At 70.1% G+C, this 17,088-nt stretch carries 18 protein-coding genes; 7 read left to right on the forward strand and 11 right to left on the reverse strand.

What is annotated here, in order from left to right:
• Genes PUT80_RS22815 through PUT80_RS22825 form a run of 3 tightly spaced genes read right to left on the reverse strand, consistent with a single transcriptional unit; the run spans position 1 to position 1,638 of the window.
• Entirely contained in the window at positions 1–429 is a 429-nt protein-coding gene (locus PUT80_RS22815; RefSeq protein WP_275293374.1) for an EVE domain-containing protein, read from the reverse strand.
• Entirely contained in the window at positions 426–1,277 is an 852-nt protein-coding gene (locus PUT80_RS22820) for an NAD(P)H-binding protein (RefSeq protein WP_275293375.1), read from the reverse strand. The genes PUT80_RS22815 and PUT80_RS22820 overlap by 4 nt, the downstream gene beginning before the upstream one ends.
• Positions 1,270–1,638: a VOC family protein gene (locus PUT80_RS22825; protein ID WP_275293376.1), complete on the reverse strand. Its 369-nt coding sequence runs from the start codon at positions 1,636–1,638 to the stop codon at positions 1,270–1,272. Before PUT80_RS22825 ends, PUT80_RS22820 begins: the two co-directional genes overlap by 8 nt.
• A 63-nt stretch (positions 1,639–1,701) precedes the next feature.
• On the opposite strand from PUT80_RS22825, the gene PUT80_RS22830 reads away from it, so the two are divergent.
• The gene (locus PUT80_RS22830; RefSeq protein WP_037817085.1) at positions 1,702–2,151 is read left to right on the forward strand and encodes a MarR family transcriptional regulator; all 450 of its coding nucleotides are present in this window, start codon (positions 1,702–1,704) and stop codon (positions 2,149–2,151) included.
• 1 nt (position 2,152) lies between these two features.
• On the opposite strand, the gene PUT80_RS22835 is transcribed toward PUT80_RS22830, so the two are convergent.
• The gene (locus PUT80_RS22835) at positions 2,153–3,799 is read right to left on the reverse strand and encodes a thiamine pyrophosphate-binding protein (protein ID WP_275293377.1); all 1,647 of its coding nucleotides are present in this window, start codon (positions 3,797–3,799) and stop codon (positions 2,153–2,155) included.
• A gap of 184 nt (positions 3,800–3,983) precedes the next feature.
• Between PUT80_RS22835 and PUT80_RS22840 the strand changes: the two genes are divergently transcribed.
• Positions 3,984–5,351, forward strand: coding sequence for a wax ester/triacylglycerol synthase family O-acyltransferase (locus PUT80_RS22840; protein WP_037817087.1), 1,368 nt, complete (start codon positions 3,984–3,986; stop codon positions 5,349–5,351).
• 66 nt (positions 5,352–5,417) lie between these two features.
• Positions 5,418–6,647: an MFS transporter gene (locus PUT80_RS22845; protein ID WP_275293378.1), complete on the forward strand. Its 1,230-nt coding sequence runs from the start codon at positions 5,418–5,420 to the stop codon at positions 6,645–6,647.
• On the opposite strand, the gene PUT80_RS22850 is transcribed toward PUT80_RS22845, so the two are convergent.
• From PUT80_RS22850 to PUT80_RS22860, 3 genes are all read right to left on the reverse strand, one after another.
• Complete coding sequence (locus PUT80_RS22850) at positions 6,604–7,089, reverse strand: MaoC family dehydratase (protein WP_037817090.1); 486 nt, start codon at positions 7,087–7,089, stop codon at positions 6,604–6,606. The two genes, PUT80_RS22845 and PUT80_RS22850, sit on opposite strands and share 44 nt — an antisense overlap.
• A 61-nt stretch (positions 7,090–7,150) precedes the next feature.
• A complete protein-coding gene (locus PUT80_RS22855; protein ID WP_037817092.1) occupies positions 7,151–8,533 on the reverse strand; it encodes an amidase in 1,383 nt (460 codons plus the stop codon).
• Positions 8,515–9,522, reverse strand: a complete 1,008-nt coding sequence (locus PUT80_RS22860; RefSeq protein ID WP_275293379.1) for a D-2-hydroxyacid dehydrogenase — start codon at positions 9,520–9,522, stop codon at positions 8,515–8,517. The genes PUT80_RS22855 and PUT80_RS22860 overlap by 19 nt, the downstream gene beginning before the upstream one ends.
• A gap of 102 nt (positions 9,523–9,624) precedes the next feature.
• Between PUT80_RS22860 and PUT80_RS22865 the strand changes: the two genes are divergently transcribed.
• Genes PUT80_RS22865 through PUT80_RS22875 form a run of 3 tightly spaced genes read left to right on the forward strand, consistent with a single transcriptional unit; the run spans position 9,625 to position 11,827 of the window.
• Positions 9,625–10,365 carry an Asp/Glu/hydantoin racemase gene (locus PUT80_RS22865; protein WP_037817095.1) on the forward strand — a complete coding sequence of 247 codons (741 nt, stop codon included), beginning with the start codon at positions 9,625–9,627 and terminating at the stop codon, positions 10,363–10,365.
• Between the two features lie 46 nt (positions 10,366–10,411).
• Positions 10,412–11,137: an aspartate/glutamate racemase family protein gene (locus PUT80_RS22870; RefSeq protein ID WP_043832785.1), complete on the forward strand. Its 726-nt coding sequence runs from the start codon at positions 10,412–10,414 to the stop codon at positions 11,135–11,137.
• Positions 11,138–11,140: 3 nt separating this feature from the next.
• Positions 11,141–11,827 (forward strand): GntR family transcriptional regulator, encoded by a 687-nt coding sequence (locus PUT80_RS22875; protein WP_275293380.1) that lies wholly within the window; start codon positions 11,141–11,143, stop codon positions 11,825–11,827.
• A gap of 299 nt (positions 11,828–12,126) precedes the next feature.
• Here PUT80_RS22875 and PUT80_RS22880 read toward each other — a convergent pair whose 3' ends face one another.
• The 4 genes from PUT80_RS22880 to PUT80_RS22895 form a co-directional block, all read right to left on the reverse strand.
• Positions 12,127–12,627 carry a GNAT family N-acetyltransferase gene (locus PUT80_RS22880; RefSeq protein WP_037817100.1) on the reverse strand — a complete coding sequence of 167 codons (501 nt, stop codon included), beginning with the start codon at positions 12,625–12,627 and terminating at the stop codon, positions 12,127–12,129.
• Between the two features lie 53 nt (positions 12,628–12,680).
• Complete coding sequence (locus PUT80_RS22885; protein ID WP_037817103.1) at positions 12,681–13,148, reverse strand: DUF4262 domain-containing protein; 468 nt, start codon at positions 13,146–13,148, stop codon at positions 12,681–12,683.
• Positions 13,149–13,218: 70 nt separating this feature from the next.
• Entirely contained in the window at positions 13,219–14,274 is a 1,056-nt protein-coding gene (locus tag PUT80_RS22890; protein ID WP_037817105.1) for a tartrate dehydrogenase, read from the reverse strand.
• A complete protein-coding gene (locus PUT80_RS22895) occupies positions 14,271–15,734 on the reverse strand; it encodes an NAD-dependent succinate-semialdehyde dehydrogenase (RefSeq protein WP_275293381.1) in 1,464 nt (487 codons plus the stop codon). The genes PUT80_RS22890 and PUT80_RS22895 overlap by 4 nt, the downstream gene beginning before the upstream one ends.
• A gap of 94 nt (positions 15,735–15,828) precedes the next feature.
• Between PUT80_RS22895 and PUT80_RS22900 the strand changes: the two genes are divergently transcribed.
• Entirely contained in the window at positions 15,829–17,085 is a 1,257-nt protein-coding gene (locus PUT80_RS22900; protein ID WP_183125840.1) for an aminotransferase class III-fold pyridoxal phosphate-dependent enzyme, read from the forward strand.
• The last annotated feature ends 3 nt before the right edge of the window (positions 17,086–17,088 follow it).

Below are 17,088 nucleotides of genomic sequence, written 5' to 3' on the forward strand. Positions count from 1 at the left end.
TCACGCGGTCATCCGCGCGAGGATCGTCGCGAAATCCTGCTGTGGCACGGGAAACAAGCCGCGGCGAAATGGCAGGCCCCAATGCGCCGGGTCGGTGACGAACGACAACTGGCCGACCAGCGGCTTCGCGTCCACCCGCGTGCAAGCGTGGAAGGAAGCCGCGAGCCGCCACGGCCGGAAGTCGTCGCTGACGTAGGCCTGGTAAGGCTTTTCACCGGTGATGGTGGCCCACGCGGTGAACTGCCGGACCGGCGAGCCGCCCTGCAAGCTCGTGCGCGGCGAGTAGAAAATCATCTCGTCGCCGGGGCGCGGCTGGCGAAGGCGTTTGCCCGCACCGTGATCCGCCTGGGTGAAGCCGCCCTCGACGGCGGCTTCCACGTGGTCGAGGCTGACGGTGTTGATCCAGAAACGCTGGGCCGCGGCGTTCACTTTTCCGTCAGCCCTTCGACCAGACCGGACGTCGGCCTGCCGAGGAGCCGGGAAAGATCGTCACCGACCCGCGCGAAAACCCCGGCAGCAATGGTTTCGTCCAGGCTGACCAGGAAGTCGGCCATCTCGTCTGCCATGCCTGTTTTGCGGAGCAGCGCCCGCAATTCCTCGGGAGTGACCAGCTGATAGGCGACTTCCCGCTCCAGCACCACCGACATCGCTTCGGCAATGTCGGCGTAGGTGAAGTCCGTGTCGCCGGAAAGGTTGTACGTGACGTTGTCGTGCCCTTCGGTGGTGACCACGACGGCCAACGCCTCGGCCAGATCCTTCCGGCTGGCTGCCGCGACAACGGCGTCACCGGTCGCCGCGGCGAGAACGCCGGTGAAGCGGGGGCCAGCCAGCGACTGGACGTAGTTCTCGATGTACCAAGTGTTCCGCAGGATCGTGTACGGCACGCCGGACTCGACAAGGGCCTTCTCGGTCGCCCGGTGGTCCGCGTTGATCTCGAACCGATCGTCGTCGGCTCGGACCCCGCTGGTGTAGTAGATGCGCCGGACGTTCTTCGCGGCTTTGATGACCGACTCGTGCTGCGCGAGGCGATTCTCGTCGCGGCCCGAGATCAACACGATGTCCGAATGCCGCGCGACCAGGTCCGCGACGCCCGCCTCATCCGACAGGTCGACGGACGCGGCACGGAACCCGGCGGACGCGAGTTCCGCGAGACGCGCCGGGTTGCGTCCGGCCGCGGTGATCGTCTCGGGACTCCTGCCCCGCTCGGCCAGCGCGTCCAGGACGTGCTGGCCGAGTGCTCCGGTAGCCCCGAAAACGAGGGTGCTCGCCTCAGCCACGGTCGTGGAGGGTGACGTGGTAGCCGTCGGGGTCGGCGAAGGTGAACGTGCGGCCGAAGGGACCGTCGATCGGCGCGGAGACGATGGGGTGCCCGTCGGCGACGAGCGCGTCGTGAATGGCCTGGACGTCGGTGGCGAGCAGCCAGATCGCGGCGCCGATGCCGGGCTGCGCGACGGAGGCGAGGTCAGTGCCGGGAACGACCTCGCGGAGGGCGAACGCGATCGGCTTCGTCTCGAAGACGACGGCGTGCGGCGGCCCGGCCGGCGAGCGGACGAGGCCGAGGTAGCGCTCGTAGAACGCCTGGGAAGCGTCCAGGTCACGCGCCTGGAGGGAGAGGAAATCGGGGCCGATGGCGGGCACGGTGCTGCTCCTTTTCTTCGTGTCAGGTTTCTGACACGAGCCACTGTATGTCAGAATCCTGACATGAGTCAAGACGGCGCTGGGGTCGACCTGGACAAGTCGCTGGGCTACCTGCTGAAAGAGACGTCGAGCGCGTTGCGGGCGGCCATGGAGGAGGTGCTGCGTCCGCTCGGGATGACGGTGACGCACTACTCCTGTCTCGAACTGCTGGCGCAGCGGCCGGGCCTGTCGAATTCCGAACTCGCGCGCGGCACGTTCGTGACCCGGCAGTCGATGAACGTGCTGCTCCAGGCCCTGGAGCGGGACGGTTACGTGACCAGGCCCGCGGAAGCGCCCGTCGGGAAGGCCCTTCCCGCCCGGCTCACGCCGCGCGGACGGCGGAGCCTGGAGAAGGCGAGCGCCGCGGTCCGGGCTGTCGAGGTCAGGATGCTGTCCGGGCTGACCGAGGCCGAGCAGGCGGACGCGTTCCGGATCCTGCGGAGCATGGCCAGTTCCCTGCGGGACGGCGGATAGCTCAGCCGCGCGGTTTGCGGTACCAGCGCGGCGAAGTGTTCAGCGGCGGCTTCAGTTTCGCGCGCACCACCAGCACGTTCGGCTCGTCCGATTCGACGAATTCGCTCAGCAGACGGCGGAACGCGCGGCCGAAGCCGGACACCCGGTCCGCGTGCACGCCGAACGAACGGGCCAGTCCGACGAAATCCGGGCTGTCCCAGTCGACCCCGCGGTGCGGCAGTCCTTCCTGGTCCTGGTCGAAGCGCAGCATGCCGTAACCCCCGTCGTCGACGACCACGACCGTCACCGGCAGCTGTTCCTCGGCGAGCGTCGCCAAATCCCCTACCGCGTAAAGGAAACCGCCGTCGCCGGTGACGCACAGGACGCGCCCGCCGCCCGCCGCCTCGGCCGCCGCGCCCGCGCCGAGCGACGCCGGGAAGCCGTAGCCGAGCGTGCCCCAGCCCATCGGGTACGCCAGCCGCCGCGGCGCGCGGACCCGGTGGAAGCCGCCGATCCAGTATCCGGCGACGCACATGTCCGTGACGATCGTCCCGTCCGCCGGGAGCACTTCCTCCAAAGTGGACAGAAAATCGGCGGCCTGCGGTTCCTCGTCGCGGATGCGCCTGCGCACCCGGCGACCGATCCCGGCCAGCCGCGCGGTCAGTTCGTCCAGGCCGGGCCGCGTATCCGGATGCAGGGATTCGACGACGCGGCGGGCGTCGCCGACCAGGGTGACGTCCGGACGGTAGTTCTTCGCCGCGTCGCCCGCGTCGACGTTGATCGCGATCAGCTTCGGCGGCGCGGGCATCTGCCAGTTCTGCGTCATCAGGCCGTCGAAATCGGTGCCGATCGCGAGCACCACGTCGGCCTCGTCCCACAGCTGGCCGACCTCCGGCGCGTGCACCGGATTCGGGGCCAGGCAAGGATGTTCGGGCGGAAGCAGGCCGCGCGCGCCGAAGGTGGTGACCACCGGCGCGGCCAGCCGTTCAGCGAGATGCCCGATCGCTTCGCCCGCTTCGGAGCGCAACGCGCCGCCGCCCGCCCAGATCAGCGGACGGCGCGCGGACGCCAGCAGCTCCGCCGCGCGCGGCAGATCCGGCAGGTCGAGCACGCGCTCGGCGGGCGGCGCGGGCGGTTCACGCGGCGGCGTGGTCTCGCGGAGGAAATCGGTCGGAATGCCCAAATACACCGGACCGCTTTGCGGCATCAGCGCGAGCCGGGCGGCGCGGTGCAACGTCGCGGCGATCTGGTCCGCGCGGTGCACCGTGAAACCGGCTTTCGTCACCGGGGCGAACATCGCCTGCTGATCGGAGGTTTCGTGCAGCACTCCGCGCACGACACCCGGACGGCGCAGCGTCGACGGAATGTCCGTGGCGATCACCAGCACCGGAGCCGCGGACGCCATCGCTTCGCCGACCGCGCCGAGCGTGTTCGCCGCGCCGGGTCCGGTGGTCACGAGCGCGACGCCGAGTTTTCCCGTCCTGCGCGCATAACCGTCGGCGGCGTACCCCGCGGTCTGTTCGTGCCGGACGTTGACGAGCCGGATCCCGGTGTCCGCCAACGCCTCCCACAGCGGCAGGTTGTGGACTCCCGGCAGGCCGAACACCACCTCGGTCCCGAGAGCCGTGAGCGCGTCCCCCAGCTGCTGAGCTCCAGTCCGTCCTGCCACGCCAGCGATGGTATCCGCCTCGCGTAAGCAGCTGCAGACAACGTCACCGGACAGGGGTTGTCATCGCCGCGCGGCCCCGCTGTCCCCCGTCCGGCCGCGAGATCTGAGGCGCCGCCTTTTTCGTGCGTACACTCCGGGTGCCGGGGACGCCGAGGTCCCCGCGGCAGCGGAAAGGGGTGGCCGAATGCCGTTGATGCCGGTGACCGACTCGATGTTCCTGATGGTCGAGACCCGCGAGCACCCGATGCACGTAGGCGGGCTCCAGCTGTTCCGCAAACCCGACGGCGCGGGCGACGACTATCTGCGCGACCTCCGCCGCTCCCTGCTCGAATCGGACAACATGCGCGGCGTGTTCCGGATGCGGCCGAGCCGTCCGGTGAACACCGTCGGGCACGTGCGCTGGTCGCGCGACACCGATCTGGAACTCGACTACCACTTCCGGCACTCCGCGCTGCCGCAGCCGGGCCGGATCCGCGAACTGCTCGAACTCACCTCGCGCTGGCACAGCACGCTGCTCGACCGGCACCGGCCGCTGTGGGAAACGCACCTCATCGAAGGACTGCGCGACGGCCGGTTCGCGGTGTACTCCAAGATCCACCACGCGCTGATGGACGGCGTTTCGGCGCTGCGGCATCTGCAGGGCACGCTGTCGGACGACCCCGCTGACCTGGACTGCCCGCCTCCGTGGGGTTCGCGCGACAAGCCGGCCGCAAACCGCAACGGCCGTGCCTCCGCGTCGCCGTTCGCCCTCGTGGGCAAGACGTTCGAGCAGGTCGCGGGCATCGCGCCGGCCGCGGCGAAGGTGGCGCGCGAGGCGTTCCGCGAGCACCGGCTCACGCTGCCGATGCAGGCGCCTAAGACGATGCTGAACGTGCCGATCGGCGGCGCGCGCCGGTTCGCCGCGCAGTCCTGGCCGCTCGACCGGGTGCGCGAGGTCGCGACGGCCGCGGGCGTGTCCCGCAACGACGTGGTGCTCGCGATGTGTGCCGGCGCGCTGCGCGACTATCTGATCGAACAGAGCGCGCTGCCGGACGCGCCGCTGGTCGCGATGGTCCCAGTGTCGCTGCGCCGCCGCGACTCCGGAGACGCGACCGGCAACAACATCGGCGCGCTGCTGTGCAACCTCGCCACCGACCTGACCGATCCGGCGCAGCGGCTGGCCGCGATCTCGGAGTCGATGTCGAACGGCAAGAAGCTGTTTTCGCAGCTGTCGCCGCTGCAGACGCTGCTGTTGTCCGGGATCAACGTGGCCCAACTGGGCGCGTCGCCGATCCCCGGGGTCGTCGGCAACACGCGGCCGCCGTTCAACCTGGTCATCTCGAACGTGCCCGGCCCGCGCAAGCAGATGTACTGGAACGGCGCGGCGCTCGACGGCATCTACCCGGCGTCGGTACTGCTCGACGGGCAAGCCCTGAACATCACGCTGACCAGCAACGGGGACAATCTCGACTTCGGCGTCACCGGATGCCGGCGCAGTGTCCCGCATCTGCAGCGGATCCTGACGCATCTGGACACCGCGCTCGCCGAACTGGAGTTCGCGACGCGGGGGTAGCCCGGGCACTGGATGGCGCCGGAGACGGCGTGGTTATTCGATTGACAGCCGCGGGAGGCTCGGCCGGTGAGCCTCCTGGAGCCGTTGCGGCACCGCAGTTTCCGTGCCCTCGCCGCCGGGCGGACGCTCGGCACCTTCGGCAATTCGGTCGCTCCGGTCGCGCTCGCGTTCGCGGTGCTCGACCGCACCGGGTCGGCGGTCGATCTCGGGCTGGTCGTCGGGGCGCGGTCGCTCGCGAACGTGCTGCTGCTGCTTTTCGGCGGCGTGCTCGCGGACCGGCTGCCGCGCGCGGTGATCCTCCAGGGCACCGAGATCGCGGCCGGGCTCAGCCAGGCCCTGATCGCCGCGAGTGTCCTTTGTGGATTCTCCTCGGTCCCGTTCCTGATCTCGCTGAGCGTGGTCAACGGCGCGGTCTCGGCGATGTCCTTGCCCGCGTCGGCGGCGATCACCCCGCAGACCGTGCCGCGCGACCTGCTGGCCCCGTCGAACGCGCTGCTGCGGCTGCTGGTCAACGGCGGTCGCATCGCCGGGGCCGGAGTCGCCGGGGTCGCGGTGGCGGCGGTCGGATCCGGCTGGGCGCTGGCGGTCAACGCGCTGCTGTTCTTCGCCGCCGCGCTCGCCTACCACGCGGTCCGGCTGCCGCGCGCCGAACGAGCGCCGGGCAGCAGGCCGATCGCCGATCTGATCGCCGGATGGCACGAATTCCGGTCCCGTACCTGGGTGTGGGCGGTGGTGGCGCAGTTCGCCGTCGTCAACGCCGCCGGGTTCGGCGCGCTCACGGTCATCGGGCCGGTGGTGGCGGACGAGACGTTCGGGCGGTCCGGCTGGGGACTGGCGCTGGCGATGCAGACCGCGGGCGCGCTGCTCGGCGGGCTCGTCGCCGCGCATTGGCAACCGCGGCACGCCTTGTTCATCGGGGTGGCTCTGGTGACGATGGACGCGCTGCCGGCACTGACGCTCGGCTGGTGGCCGTCGCTCGTCCCGGCGCTGATCGCGATGCTGGTGGCCGGGCTGGCGATGGAGCAGTTCAGCGTCGCCTGGGACGTTTCGCTGCAGGAACACGTCCCGCCGGACCGGCTCGCCCGCGTGTATTCCTACGACATGCTGGGGTCGATCGCCGCGATGCCGCTCGGGCAGATCGCGGCGGGTCCCCTCGTGCAGCACTTCGGCCGCGAGCCGGTGCTCGTCACGTGCGGAGTGCTGGTCGTCGTCGCGACCGGCCTCGCGCTGTGCAGCCGGGAGATCCGGCAGCTCACGAACCGGCAGGCGGCACCGGTCGCACCGACAGGAAGTTGACCGCGCTCGCGCTGAACACCAGCTCGTCGTCGCCGTTGAACAGTTCCATCTTGGTGCGCACGAGGCCGCGGTCGGGCTTCGACTTCGACAGCCGCGCCTCGGTGACGGTCGCCCGCATCCGCAGCCGGTCCCCCGGTCGCACCGGACGCGGCCAGCGCAGTTCGTCGACACCGGGGCTGCCGAGGCTCGCGACCGACGACAGGTAGTGGTCGGCGAACATCCGCATCATCAGGCTCGACGTGTGCCAGCCGCTCGCGATCAGCCCGCCGAACGGGCCCTCCTTCGCCGCCACCGGGTCGACGTGGAAGCTCTGCGGGTCGTACTTTTCGGCGAACTCGATGATCTCCGCCTCGGTGACAGTCGTGTCGCCGAACTCGTACACCGATCCCTCGGGGTAGTCCTCGAACCAGCGGTCGTCGATGGGCGCGGTGAACTCGGTCATGCGGGACAGCCTGCCACAGCTTGTCACCGGCGAAACGTGCCGAGAGTCTCCCCAGCGGGCGTCACGGCGCGGCCCAGGGCCGGACCTCCTCGAGCAGCTTCGCCACCGCCAGCACCAGGTCGTCCGAATGCCGGGGGCCGACGATCTGCAGGCCCACCGGAAGGCCCGATTCGGTGCGCCCGGCCGGGACGCTGATCGCGGGCTGCTGCGTCATGTTGAACGGATAGGTGAACGGCGTCCACTCCGGCCATTCGGTCATCCCGCTGCCCGGCGGCACGTCGTGGCCGGCCTCGAACGGCGGGATCGGGACGGTCGGCGTGAGCAGCACGTCGTAGCGGGTGTGGAACTCGCCCATCAGGATGCCGAGCGCGGCGCGTTCCGCGGTGGCGTCGAGGTAGTCGCCCGCGGAATAGGTGCGGCCCTGTTCCCACACGCGGAGCAGGCCCGGGTCGATCCGCGACTCGCTGCCCGGCGGGAACGCTTCGAGGGACTTCGCCGCGCCCGCGGACCACAGCACGTCGAAGGCGTCCTTCGGGTCGGCGAATCCGGGGTCGGCCTGCTCCACCTGCAGTCCGGCGTCGGCGAGGGACTGCACCGCCGACTGGACGATCGCCGCGACTTCCGGGTCCACGTCGGCGAAACCGAGCGTCGGCGAGTACGCGGCGATGAGCCCGCGCACGTCGCGCCGCACTGCCTCGCGGTACGCGCTGATCGGCGGCGCGAGCCCGGTCGGATCGCGGTGGTCCGGCAGCGCGAGGACGTCCAGCAGCAACGCCGTGTCGTCCACGCAGCGCGCCATCGGCCCGGCGTGCGCGAGCGGGCCGAACGGGCTCGCCGGGAACAGCGGGACCCGGCCGTGCGTCGGCTTCATGCCGACGATTCCGCAGAACGACGCGGGAATCCGGATCGAGCCGCCGCCGTCGGTGCCGACGGACAATTCGCCCATCGCCGCCGCGACCGCGGCCGCGCTGCCGCCGCTGGACCCGCCCGCCGTCATCCGCGGGTTCACCGGATTGCGCGTGATGCCCGCGAGCGCGCTGTCGGTGACGCCCTTCCAGGCGATCTCCGGCGTGGTGGTCTTGCCCAGCACGACCAGGCCCGCCTCGCGCATCCGCGCCATCACCGGGCTGTCGACCTCCCACGGCTGGTCGGCCGGGATGCTCGTGGAACCGCGCAGCGTCGGCCAGCCCTGGGTGAGGAAGATGTCCTTGATCGACGCCGGGACGCCGTCGAGCGCGCCGATCGGATTCCCGTCGCGCCAGCGCGCCTCGGCCGCTTTCGCCTGCTCCAGCGCGCGCTCGGCGTCGACGAGGCAGTAGGCGTTGACCTCGCCGTCACGGTCCTCGATGTTCTGCAGGGCGCTCTTGGTCGCCTCGACCGGCGACAGTTCGCCGGTGGCGTAGGCGGCGACGAGTTCGCTGGCGGTCAATTCCCGGTCGCCCATCCGGCGCCTCCCTGCGATTCGGACGGCACGTAGCCGAGCCGTTTGTCCACGACGTTCCAGAGCGGTTCCCCGGCGAGCCAGCGCCGGAAGTTCCCGGCGAACACCTCTACCAGCGTCCGCCGCCAGCCGAGGAAGTCCCCCGACATGTGCGGCGACAGCAGAACGTCCGGCATGGTCCACAGTGGACTCTCGGCGGGCAGCGGCTCGGTTTCGAAGACGTCGAGCGCGGCGCCGGCGATCTCCCCCGCCTGCAGCGCCGCGATGAGATCGGACGTGACCACCAGCTCGCCGCGGCCCACGTTGACGAACCGCGCGGACGGTTTCATCGCGGCGAACGCGGCGGCATCGAACATGCCCTTGGTCTGGTCGGTGAGCGGCGCGACCGCGACGACGTAGTCGAACTCGGGCAGATACCCCGTCAGCCCGGCGGATTCGCGCACGACGCCGAAATCCGGATCCCCGACCCGGGCCCGCCGCCCCGCCCCGGACACGCGCATCCCGGCCGCGCGCAGCATCCGCGCGATGGCCCTGCCGATCGGTCCAGTGCCGACCACCAGCACCTCCCGTCCGGCGATCCGCTCGGTCTCGCGGTGCTGCCACGTGCCGGCGCGCTGCAGGTCGAGCGAACGCGCGAAGTCCTTGGCGAACGACAGCACGACGCCGAGCACGTACTCGGCGATGGCGTCGTCGAACACCCCGCGCGAGTTCGTGAGCACGACGTCGCTCTCGCGCAGCCCCGGGAACAGCACCGGGTCGACGCCGGCGCTCGCGATGTGCAGCCACTGCAAGCGGTCCGCGGCGGGCCAGGCACCGGGGACGGCCCCGGACAGGAAGTCGTAGACGAAAAGCGCGTCGGCCCCGGCCAGCGCACCGGCGAGGCCGCGCTCGTCGGTGTAACGAACTACCGCCGCGTCTTCGATAGCGGCCATGTCCGGTGGATGGTCTGCCCCGCAGAGCACTGCCAGTACGGGGTTTTCCGGAGCGGTCACGATTGACACGGTAAAAGTGGCTCGTATGATTGTCAACAATCCGAGGACTACCCCCGGAGCACCGGACGGGCATCGGCACAGGCGTATTCCGGAGGCTGAACCTTGGATCTGGACTTCCTCGCGTTCGAGGGCCCGCTCGCCCAGCGCGGCATCGGCGTGATCGCGCCGTTCGACCTCGCGCTCGAGCGCGAGCTGTGGCGCTGGGTGCCGATGGAGGTGTCGCTGCATCTCGCCCGCACCCCCTACGAACCGGTTCCGGTGAGCATGGAGATGGCGCAGCTGGTGAGCGACAGCAGGCACCTCGCCGCGGCCACGCGCGACGTGCTGCACGTGGAGCCGGAGGTGGTCGCGTACCTGTGCACCTCGGGCAGCTTCGTGAACGGCATCGACTACGAACGCTCCCTCACCAAGGCGATCTGCGACGCGGGCGCGCCGGACGCGGTCACCACGTCCGGGGCGCTGGTCGAGGTGCTGCATCAGCTCGACCTGCACCGGGTCTCGGTGCTCACGCCCTACGACGCCGACCTCACCGGCAAACTCCACGATTTCCTCGGCGAGGTCGGCGTGACCACGGTGTCCAGCGACCACCTCGGGCTGGGCGGCGGCATCTGGAAGGTCAGCTACCGCACCATCGCCGAGCGGATCCTGGCCGCCGACCACCGCGACGCCGAGGCGATCTTCGTCAGCTGCACCAACCTCCCGACGTTCGACCTGATCGAACCGCTGGAAAAGGCGCTCGGCAAACCCGTGCTGACCGCCAACCAGCTGACGATGTGGGCGTGCCTGCGCCGGATGCAGCTGCCCATCGTGGGACCCGGCCAGTGGCTGCGGGAGGTGTCTTGACCAGTCCCGCTAATATTGTCGACAATTTGCGCATCCCGGAGGTTTCGTGACCACGATCGGCTTCATCTACCCCGACCACGCGGCCGAGGACGACTACCCGCTCGCGGAACAGCTTCTCGGCGGCTCCGACGGCGACATCAGCCTGCCGGTCGCGCACATCTACGGCACCGACCTGCACGCCGTGCCGGAACTGCTCGACCTCGGCAGCGAAGCCCGGCTCGCCGAAGGCGCGCGGCTGCTCGCGAAACACCAGCCGGAAGCGGTGGTGTGGGCGTGCACGTCCGGCAGCTTCGTGTACGGCTGGGACGGTGCGCGCAACCAGGCCGACCAGCTCGCCAAGGCCGCCGGAGTGCCGGCCTCGAGCACGTCGTTCGCCTTCGTGCACGCGGCGAAAGCCCTTGGCGTGCAACGAGTCGCGGTGGCCGCGAGCTACCCCGACGACGTCGCGCGGCTGTTCGTGGACTTCCTCGCCGCGGGAGGCGTCGAGGTGCTGTCGATGTCGAGCGCCGACATCGACACCGCCGCCGAGGTAGGCCAGCTCGCCCCCGAGGCCGTGGTGGACCTCGCGGTGAGCCACGACCACCCGGACGCCGACGCGGTCCTGGTGCCCGACACCGCGATGCGCACGCTCGGCGAGATCACCGACATCGAGGCCAAGCTCGGCAAGCCGGTGCTGACCGCCAACCAGGTGACCGTGTGGGAAGGCCTGCGCCTGACCGGCACGACCCGGCTGGTGCGTTCGCTGGGCGCGTTGTTCCGGACGAGGGGCTGACCCGTGGTCGCACTGCCGGACATAGAGCCGGTCAGCCGGGAATCGACCGCCGCCGTGATCGCGCGCCAGCTGCGCGACGCGATCATGACCGGCGCGCTGCCGCCGGGCACCCAGCTCGGCGAAACCGACCTGGCCGCCCGCTTCCAGGTCTCGCGCGGCCCGCTGCGCGAGGCGATGCAGCATCTCGTGTCCGAGGGTTTGCTGCGCAGCGAACGCCACCGGGGCCTGTTCGTGATCGACCTCGAACCGGAGGATGTCTTCGACATCTACCTCGCCCGCTCGGCGGTCGAACGGGCCGCCCTGCTGTGCGCGTTCCGCGGCGACCGCGAGGCAGTGGCGGCGATGCTGGAACAGAACGTGGCCGACATGGCGGCGGCCGCGGACGATCCGGCCGCGCTGTCGGAGGCTGACCTGCGCTTCCACGAGGCGCTGATCAACGCCTCCGGCAGCAAACGGCTGGTGCGCATGGCCCGGACGCTGCTGATCGAGACGCGGATGTGCCTGACCCTGCTGCAGAGCACGTATCAGGGCGTGGAGGACCGGCTGGAGGAGCACACGAGGATCATCGAAGCCCTTCGGTCGGACGACGAGGAGACGGCGCTGCACCTGCTGGACGCGCACATGGAGGACGCGATCAGCCGGTTGCTTCCGGGACGGAGCCTGAAGGGCGGGGTCGCGCTTTCGGAGTGAGGCGGGCGGGTTTTCCGGACGGCCGCTTCTCCTCCCCCGCACCGCAGGGAGCACGCCACTCACCCCGCGCTGCCCGATTACCGCATGAGCACACGCAATCCGCGCTCGGCGGATGGCGACGCGGTCGTCTCCGCACCTGACCGGACCGCTTGCCCCCGTGGTGGCGAACCGCACGGCAGTCCGTTCCTCGCGGGCGAACCGGTGCAGCACGAAGCCGGAAGCGCCGCCGGGCAATGCGAGCAGCAGCAACGGAATGGCAAAGTCCGCACCGCTCCGCCGTGGCGACCAGGAGGTGCGGCTCAGCTCGCCAACGGTTCCAGCGTGATCCAGTACCGCCGCACCGGTCCGTGGTCGGTCTGACGGGTTTCCGCCAGCACACCGCCCGCGCGTTCGATTGTCTTGGCGGACGCCAGGTTCTCCCCCTCGCACACCAAGAGCACACAACGCAGGTCCAGCCGCCGGGCTTCGGGCAGCATCTGGTGCAGTGCCCAAGAAGCGAGACCACGGCCGCGCGCGGACGGACGTAGGCCGAAGCCAAGGTGCCCAGCCCACCGAACGTACGAGGCCGGTCCAGCGCGCAGGGCGATTCCGCCGAGCACCTGTCCCTCCTCGACCACCCAGCGGTACACAGCGCGATCCGCGGCCAAGGAGCCGACCCAGGCGGCGAAGCCAGCCGGAGAATCGACCTGATCCGACGCGGACAGGCCGAAGCCGTCCTCGTGCAAGCCCGGACCCCACTCGCGATGCGCGTCCAGCCACGAGCGGTGCAGGCGGACGGTGGGGGCCAGCAGTTCCGGCATGCTTCGACACTACCGGCCAGCGGCGTAGAAAACCCTGCAACAGCAAGAAAAACTCACGCACGACGCACCCCCAGCACGGGCTGTCCGCCGCGGCCGGAGTTGTACTGCGGAGACCACGGAAACCAGCCCGCCGGGTCGGCGTACACCAGCTGTCTGGCTTCGATTCCCGTGCCATAGCAGCACACCGCGATGTCCAGGTGCGCCGCCGGAGCACTGAGCTGGACGATTTCCACTCGCGGCAACCGAGGCAGCAGCCACTGCTGCCCGGGCACCGGCGGGCCGGTGTGCAGCGAGTGTTCGGCCGCGGCGTTCAGCAGCCGTACCGCCTGGTGTGGCAGCAATCCCGTGACAACCAGCTCGGGCAGGCCCTGCACGGTCAGGCCCGCGGTGTACGCCCAGGGCGGCCGGGAACCTGTTCCCAGCACGCCCTGGACGCACCAGCCGTGCTCCCTGATCTCGTCGAGCACCTCGATCAGGTACTGCTCCTCCGGTCTTTCCGGTTCCTCGCACCTCTGGCACATCGGCTCCTCCTCCCCTCGGGGACCCGTCGGCGGGTCAGGGAAGAGTCAACCGCGCGGCACCGACGAAAAATCAGCGGAGCGAAGCGGCCACCGCGGTGCCGAGCGCGGTTGTGGTAGCGGTTCCGCCGAGGTCGGGGGTGAGCGTTTCGCCCGCGGTCAGCACCTCGTCGACCGAGGCACGGATCGCTTGTGCGGCAACGGTTTCCCCGAGGTGCTCCAGCAGCATCGCCGCGGCGAGGATCTGTGCGACCGGGTTCGCGATGCCCTGCCCGGCGATGTCCGGAGCACTGCCGTGGACCGCCTCGAACATCGACGGAAACTCACCTGATGGGTTGATGTTTCCGGACGGGGCCATGCCCAGTCCGCCGGTGATCGCGGCCGCGAGGTCGCTCAGGATGTCGCCGAACAGGTTCGACGCCACCACCACGTCGAGCCGGTCCGGGGCCTGCACCATCCGCGCGGCGAGAGCGTCCACATGGCACTGTTCCGCACGAACATCCGGGTACCGCGCCGCCACCTCGGCGAAAATCTCGTCCCAGTACGGCATCGAGTGGATCAGCCCGTTGGACTTCGTCGCCGACGTGACGTGCTGGGAACGCGTCCGCGCGAGTTCGAAGGCGTACCGGATGATCCGTTCCACCCCGACCCGCGTGAACACCGATTCCTGCAGCACGAACTCGTCCGGCCGCCCGGCGTTGTGCCGTCCGCCGATCTCCGAGTACTCGCCCTCGGAGTTCTCCCGGACGATCACCATTTCCAGCTCGTCGGCCTTCCGCCCGGCCAGCACCGAGGACGTCCCCGGCAGCAGCCGCACCGGGCGCAGGTTGACGTACTGCTGGAACGCCCGCCGCAACGGGATCAGCAGGCCCCACAACGAAACGTGGTCCGCGACGCCGGGGAAGCCGACCGCGCCGAGCAGGATGCCGTCGAACCCCGACAGCTGCTCGACCCCGTCCTCCGGCATCATCGCGCCGGTCTTCGCGTACCGCTCGCAGCTCCAGTCGAATTCGGTCCATTCCAAGGAGAATCCGTACTTGTCCGCGGCGGCGTCGAGGACCCGGCGCGCCTCGATCGTGACGTCGACCCCGATCCCGTCGCCGGGGATGCTCGCGATCCGATGGGTCACAGGTTCACCGCGATGTACTTGGTCTCCAGGAATTCCTCGATGCCGACCGTGCCGCCCTCGCGGCCGAGACCGGACTGCTTGACGCCGCCGAACGGGGCCGCCGGGTTGGACACGATGCCCTGGTTGAGGCCGATCATCCCGGCTTCAAGGCGTTCCGACACCCGCAGCGCGCGCTTCAGGTCGCTGGTGAACAGGTAGGACACCAGGCCGTATTCGGTGTCGTTGGCCTTCTCGACCGCCTCGTCCTCGGTGTCGAACGGCGTGATCGGCGCGACCGGGCCGAAGATTTCCTCGCTGGCCAGCCGGGCGTCGACCGGCACGTCGGTGAGCACCGTCGCCGGGTAGAAGTGTCCCGGTCCGTCGACCCGCGAGCCGCCGGTGAGCACCCGCGCGCCCTTGTCCGTGGCGTCCTTGACCAGTTCGGTCACCTTCTTCACCGCGGCCTCGTCGATGAGCGGACCGACCACGACGCCTTCGTCCGTGCCGCGGCCCATCGGCAGCGCCTGCATCCGCTCGGTGAGCCGGCGGGAGAACTCCTCGGCCACGCCGCGCTGCACGTAGAACCGGTTGGCCGCGGTGCACGCCTCGCCGATGTTGCGCATTTTGGCCTGCATCGCGCCCTCGACCGCGGCGTCCAGGTCCGCGTCGTCGAACACGACGAACGGCGCGTTGCCGCCCAGTTCCATCGACGTGCGCAGCACCTTCTCCGCGCACTGCTCCAGCAGCTTGCGCCCGACCGCGGTCGAACCGGTGAAGGACAGCTTGCGGGCGCGTCCGTCGCGGATCAGGGGCTCCATCACGCCGCCCGCGTCCTTGGTGGTGACGACGTTCAGCACGCCTTCGGGCAGCCCGGCGTCGGCGAGGATCTGGGTGAGCGCGAGCATCGAGAGCGGCGTCTGCGCGGCGGGCTTGATCACCATCGTGCAGCCGGCGGCGACGGCCGGGCCGATCTTGCGCGTGCCCATCGCCATCGGGAAGTTCCACGGCGTGATGAGCAGCGTCGGACCGACCGGCTGGCGCGTGATCAGGAACCGGCCGGAACCGTTCGGAGCCACCGCGTAGCCGCCGTCGATCCGCACGGCCTCCTCGGCGAACCACCGGAAGAACTCGGCGGCGTACGTGATTTCCCCGGCGGCCTCGGCCAGCGGCTTGCCCATTTCCAGGGTCATCAGCAGTGCCAGCTCGTCGCGGCGCTCGATGAGCTTGTCGTAGGCGCGGCGCAGGATCTCGCCGCGCTCCCGAGGGGCGACGGCGGCCCAGTCGGCCTGTGCCGCGCACGCCGCGTCGAGCGCCGCGAGACCGTCCTCCGGCCCGGCGTCCGCGACCTGGCACAGCACCTCGCCGGTGGAGGGGTCCTGCACGTCGAAGGTCTTCCCGCTGCGCGCGGAGACCCACTTGCCGCCGATGAAGAGTTCCTTGCCGACCGCGTCGACGACGCCGTTCTCGGTGATCCCGCTCATCCAGGTTGCTCCTGTTCCTGTTGTCCCGAACCCCATGCTATGGATATTGTCAACAATCGACAACCGTCTCCACCCGCATCCAGGAGGGCGCCGCATGGCCCAGCTTTCCCCGCTGCTCAAGCAGGCAACGCCCGTCGTCGTCGACCACGGTGAAGGGGTTTACCTCTACGACGTGGACGGGAAACGTCATCTCGACTTCACCGCGGGCATCGGGGTGACCAGCACCGGGCACTGTCACCCGCGCGTGGTCGAAGCCGCGCGCGAGCAGATCGGCAAACTCGTGCACGGCCAGTACACGACGGTGATGCACCAGCCGCTGCTCGAACTGACCCGCAAGCTCGGCGAAGTGCTGCCGTCCGGGCTCGATTCGCTCTTCTACGCCAACTCCGGCAGCGAGGCCGTGGAGGCAGCGCTGCGGCTGGCCCGGCAGGCGACGAAGCGGCCGAACGTCATCGTCTTCCAGGGAGGTTTCCACGGCCGCACGGTCGCCGCGGCGTCCATGACCACCTCCGGCACGCGGTTCAGCGCGGGCATCTCGCCGCTGATGTCCGGCGTGCACGTCGCGCCGTTCCCGTACGCCTACCACTACGGCTGGGACGAGGAGACGGCGACGAAATTCGCCCTGCGCGAGCTGGACTACCTGTTCCAGACCGTCTCCGCGCCGAGCGAGACGGCCGCGTTCTTCATCGAGCCGGTGCTCGGCGAGGGCGGCTACGTCCCGGCCAACACCGAGTTCATGGCCGGGCTGCGCGAGCGCGCCGACCGGCACGGGATCCTGCTGGTGCTCGACGAGGTGCAGGCCGGGTTCGGCCGCACCGGCAAGTTCTGGGGCCACGACCACTTCGACGTCCACCCGGACGTCGTGCTGATCGCGAAGGGCCTCGCCAGCGGCTTCCCGCTCTCCGGCATCGCCGCTTCGGAAGAGCTGATGGCGAAGGCGTACCCGGGTTCGCAGGGCGGCACGTACGGCGGCAACGCGGTGTCGTGCGCGGCGGCTATCGCGACGCTCGACGTCATCAAGGACGAAGGCTTGGTCGAGAACGCCGCGGAGCGCGGCCGTCAGCTGCTGGAGGGCGCGCGCCTCATCGCGGACAAGACGCCGGCTATCGGCGACGTACGCGGTCTCGGGCTTCTCGTGGGCACCGAGTTCACCACTGCGGACGGCGAACCCGACACGGCCACGGCGCAGGCCGCGCAGCAGGCAGCCGCGAAGAGCGGGTTGCTGTTGCTCACCTGTGGCGCGTACTCGAACGTCGTGCGCATGGTGCCGCCGCTGGTCGTCAACGCGGAACAGGTCGACGACGCGCTGCGCATCTGGGGCGACGTCGTCACTTCGGTTACGGGGAGCTGAGGC

Origin of the sequence: Amycolatopsis sp. La24, from assembly GCF_029087445.1 — a bacterium.
GTDB lineage: Bacteria > Actinomycetota > Actinomycetes > Mycobacteriales > Pseudonocardiaceae > Amycolatopsis > Amycolatopsis nivea.

What these genes read in the sequence shown, in the direction of transcription:
- PUT80_RS22885 (WP_037817103.1), bottom strand. Translation starts at nt 13,148, where the DNA reads ATGTGCCAGAGGTGCGAGGAACCGGAAAGACCGGAGGAGCAGTACCTG.
- PUT80_RS22895 (WP_275293381.1), bottom strand. Translation starts at nt 15,734, where the DNA reads ATGAGCGGGATCACCGAGAACGGCGTCGTCGACGCGGTCGGCAAGGAA.
- PUT80_RS22850 (WP_037817090.1), bottom strand. Translation starts at nt 7,089, where the DNA reads ATGACCGAGTTCACCGCGCCCATCGACGACCGCTGGTTCGAGGACTAC.
- PUT80_RS22880 (WP_037817100.1), bottom strand. Translation starts at nt 12,627, where the DNA reads ATGCCGGAACTGCTGGCCCCCACCGTCCGCCTGCACCGCTCGTGGCTG.
- PUT80_RS22830 (WP_037817085.1), top strand. Translation starts at nt 1,702, where the DNA reads ATGAGTCAAGACGGCGCTGGGGTCGACCTGGACAAGTCGCTGGGCTAC.
- PUT80_RS22900 (WP_183125840.1), top strand. Translation starts at nt 15,829, where the DNA reads ATGGCCCAGCTTTCCCCGCTGCTCAAGCAGGCAACGCCCGTCGTCGTC.
- PUT80_RS22840 (WP_037817087.1), top strand. Translation starts at nt 3,984, where the DNA reads ATGCCGTTGATGCCGGTGACCGACTCGATGTTCCTGATGGTCGAGACC.
- PUT80_RS22855 (WP_037817092.1), bottom strand. Translation starts at nt 8,533, where the DNA reads ATGGGCGACCGGGAATTGACCGCCAGCGAACTCGTCGCCGCCTACGCC.